Origin of the sequence: Nevskia soli (genome assembly GCF_903970205.1) — a bacterium.
In the GTDB taxonomy this organism is placed as follows: domain Bacteria; phylum Acidobacteriota; class Terriglobia; order Bryobacterales; family Bryobacteraceae; genus Bog-113.
In genome coordinates this window covers 1-2,611 of record NZ_CAJCHS010000070.1, presented here as the reverse complement: position 1 = coordinate 2,611, position 2,611 = coordinate 1, and the positions used below count along the sequence as shown (strand labels likewise).

At 60.6% G+C, this 2,611-nt stretch carries 4 protein-coding genes; 3 read left to right on the top strand and 1 reads right to left on the bottom strand.

Features of this window, described 5'->3' with window-relative positions; translation table 11 throughout:
- Positions 1–1,212 (top strand): OB-fold nucleic acid binding domain-containing protein (locus tag H1Y01_RS03540; RefSeq protein WP_367399761.1); only part of this gene is annotated, 1,212 nt, incomplete at its 5' end.
- A 30-nt stretch (positions 1,213–1,242) separates the two neighbouring features.
- Here the strand turns inward: H1Y01_RS03540 and H1Y01_RS03535 are convergent.
- Positions 1,243–1,428, bottom strand: coding sequence for a FitA-like ribbon-helix-helix domain-containing protein (locus H1Y01_RS03535; protein ID WP_180538844.1), 186 nt, complete (start codon positions 1,426–1,428; stop codon positions 1,243–1,245).
- Positions 1,429–1,504: 76 nt separating this feature from the next.
- On the opposite strand from H1Y01_RS03535, the gene H1Y01_RS03530 reads away from it, so the two are divergent.
- Together H1Y01_RS03530 and H1Y01_RS03525 are read left to right on the top strand one after the other, a co-directional pair.
- A complete protein-coding gene (locus tag H1Y01_RS03530) occupies positions 1,505–2,347 on the top strand; it encodes an acetyl-CoA carboxylase carboxyltransferase subunit alpha (protein ID WP_180538842.1) in 843 nt (280 codons plus the stop codon).
- A gap of 20 nt (positions 2,348–2,367) precedes the next feature.
- Positions 2,368–2,611, top strand: a 244-nt coding sequence (locus tag H1Y01_RS03525; protein ID WP_180538840.1) for a hypothetical protein, incomplete at its 3' end; no start/stop codon positions are given.

Genomic DNA, 2,611 nt, shown 5'->3' with positions numbered 1-2,611 from the left:
GGATACGGTTTCAACAAATCGCACTCGGCCGCGTACGCGTTCCTGGCTTTCGCCACGGGTTACCTCAAGGCGCATTACCGCGTCGACTTCATGGCCGCGCTGCTCACTTCCGAAACGGGCAATGTCGCGAAGGTCGTGAAGTACATCAATGAATGCCGCGATATGAAGATTCGCGTGCTGCCGCCGGATGTGAACGCCAGCTTCTGCAACTTCACTCCGGACGGCGACGCGATCCGGTTCGGTTTAGGCGCGGTGAAGAATGTCGGCGAGTCCGCCGTAGACGCGATCGTCAAGGCTCGCGAGGAACACGGGAGTTTCCGATCGCTCTATCAGTTCTGCGAAAAGGTCGACCTCGGCAGCGTGAACAAGCGCGTGATCGAAAGCTTGATTCGCGCGGGCGCGATGGATTCGATGGCGGGCACGCGCTCGCAACTCATCCTCGCGGTCGACAGTGCCGTGGAGTCGGGGATGCGTTCGTTCCGCGATCGCGAATCCGGCCAGGCTGGTTTGTTCGGAATGGTGGACGCGGCGGAAGAGCATCCCGATCCACCGCTCCCCAAAGCGCCCGAATGGACGCCGCGCGACAAGCTGCAAGGCGAAAAGGAGATGCTTGGTTTCTACGTGACCGGGCATCCGCTGGATCAGTTCGAAGACAAGATCTGCGAGTTGTCTTCACATACATCCGCGAATCTGGAGGGCCTGGCGAAAGGCGCGGAGGTCGCGCTTTGCGGCGTGCTCACCGCGATTCAGCGCAAGCGCAACCGCGACGGCAAGCCCTGGGCCGCGATGCAGATTGAAGATCGTGAAGGCGCGATTGAAGCGCTGCTGTTCACGACGCAGTACGAGCGGCTGGCGCCGATGTTGGCCGAAGATCAGGCGGTGCTGGTGCGCGGGACGGCGCTGCCGGAAGAGGGATCGGCGCCAAAGGTATCCGTGCAGGAGATCGTTCCGCTCGAAGTCGCGCGGGTGCCGCTGCCGTCGTTGATCTCGGTGAAGGTACGGCTGAATCGCAATGGGCTGGACCGCGCGTCCGAGCTATCGACGTTGTTTGCCGCGAAGCCGGGGGAGACTCAGGTTCGGCTGCGGCTGGAATCGGCGGGAGACTTCACCGTATTGCTGGATGTGCCGGCGAAGGTTCGTCCGGATAAGGCGTTTCGGGCAGAGGTGGAAAGGATTTGCGGGATGGATACTTTGGAGGTTTTGGGGAGTTAGAATTCGATATCTTATCGGCGATAACGATGCTCAAAGATTTCTCTTTGGAGATCCGTAGAGGTAATGATCTTGTTCACTCGGCTGGCAAACCGTCGCCTGACCCAAATCGATCTCCAGGATTTGCGCGACATACTGCTGGGCAGACGCGCCCTGCGCACTAGCTTTGGCTCTGAGGGCAGCTTCCGTTTCGTCGGGAAGATCAAGAATCAGCGCCATCGCCTCCGCCTCCTCAGCATCATCACCATTATCGCCAGCAGGATCGGGCTCCTTTCCTCAGCTATCCTGATGAGACATGTCATCCGATAGCTCGAGCACTCCCACGCCTTCGCCGGCGGCCATATCTCCGGCCTGGGAGCGCGTCCAAAGAGCCCGTCATCCCAAACGCCCGCACGCGCAGGATTACATCGAACGTCTCCTAACCGGCTTCCAGGAACTCCACGGCGACCGCCTTTTCGGGGACGACGCCGCGATTATCGGCGGCATGGGTTTTTTCGAAGGCGAACCGGTCATGATTGTCGCCGAGCAGAAGGGCCGCGACACCAAACAGAAGCTGCATCGCAACTTCGGGATGCCGAAGCCTGAAGGCTACCGCAAAGCCATTCGCCTGATGGAGCTCGCGGCCAAGTTCCGTCGACCCGTCATCACTTTGATGGACACGCCGGGCGCCTATCCCGGCATCGATGCCGAGGAGCGCGGTCAGGCTGAGGCGATCGCGCGCAATCTGCGGGAGATGTCGCGGCTGCAAGTGCCTGTGATCGCGGTTTGCATCGGCGAAGGCGGCAGCGGCGGCGCGCTCGCACTCGGGGTTGCGAACAAGGTTTATATGTTCGAGAACGCGGTTTATAGCGTGATCTCGCCGGAAAGTTGCGCGGCCATCATCTGGCGCGATTCGACCAAGGCGGAACTCGCGGCCACCGCGCTGCGCCTCACGGCCGAGGATCTGCTCAAGCTTGGTCTGATCGACGGCATTATCCCGGAACCAACCGGCGGCGCCCATGAAGATTACGACGGTTCCGCCGCTGCCTTACGCGCTTCTCTCAAGCAATCGTTGAAAGATCTTGCCTCGTTCACTCCTGCGCAGCTGGTGAAGCAGCGCTACGACAAGTTCCGGCAAATGGGCAACTTCTTCGCTTGATGTTAGAGGCTTGAATCCGGATGAAAAAACCGGTCGTCGTCGGCATTGTGTTCGCAATCGTGATTGTCGCCGCGCTCGTCTATACGAGCTTCGGAAACCGGCGCTTTCACTGCGAAGTGTGCATGGCGTACAACGGGCGAACCTCATGCCGCAAAGCATCCGCGGCCAATCGCGAGGCCGCTCTGCGCTCGGCGTCGGATAATGCCTGCGCCCAAATTGCGTCGGGCGTCACCGAAACGATGGGCTGCACGGCCTCCGCTCCCA

Excerpts from the sequence above, each read along its gene's own strand:
- H1Y01_RS03535 (WP_180538844.1), bottom strand. The coding sequence starts at position 1,428 with ATGGCGCTGATTCTTGATCTTCCCGACGAAACGGAAGCTGCCCTCAGA.
- H1Y01_RS03530 (WP_180538842.1), top strand. The coding sequence starts at position 1,505 with ATGTCATCCGATAGCTCGAGCACTCCCACGCCTTCGCCGGCGGCCATA.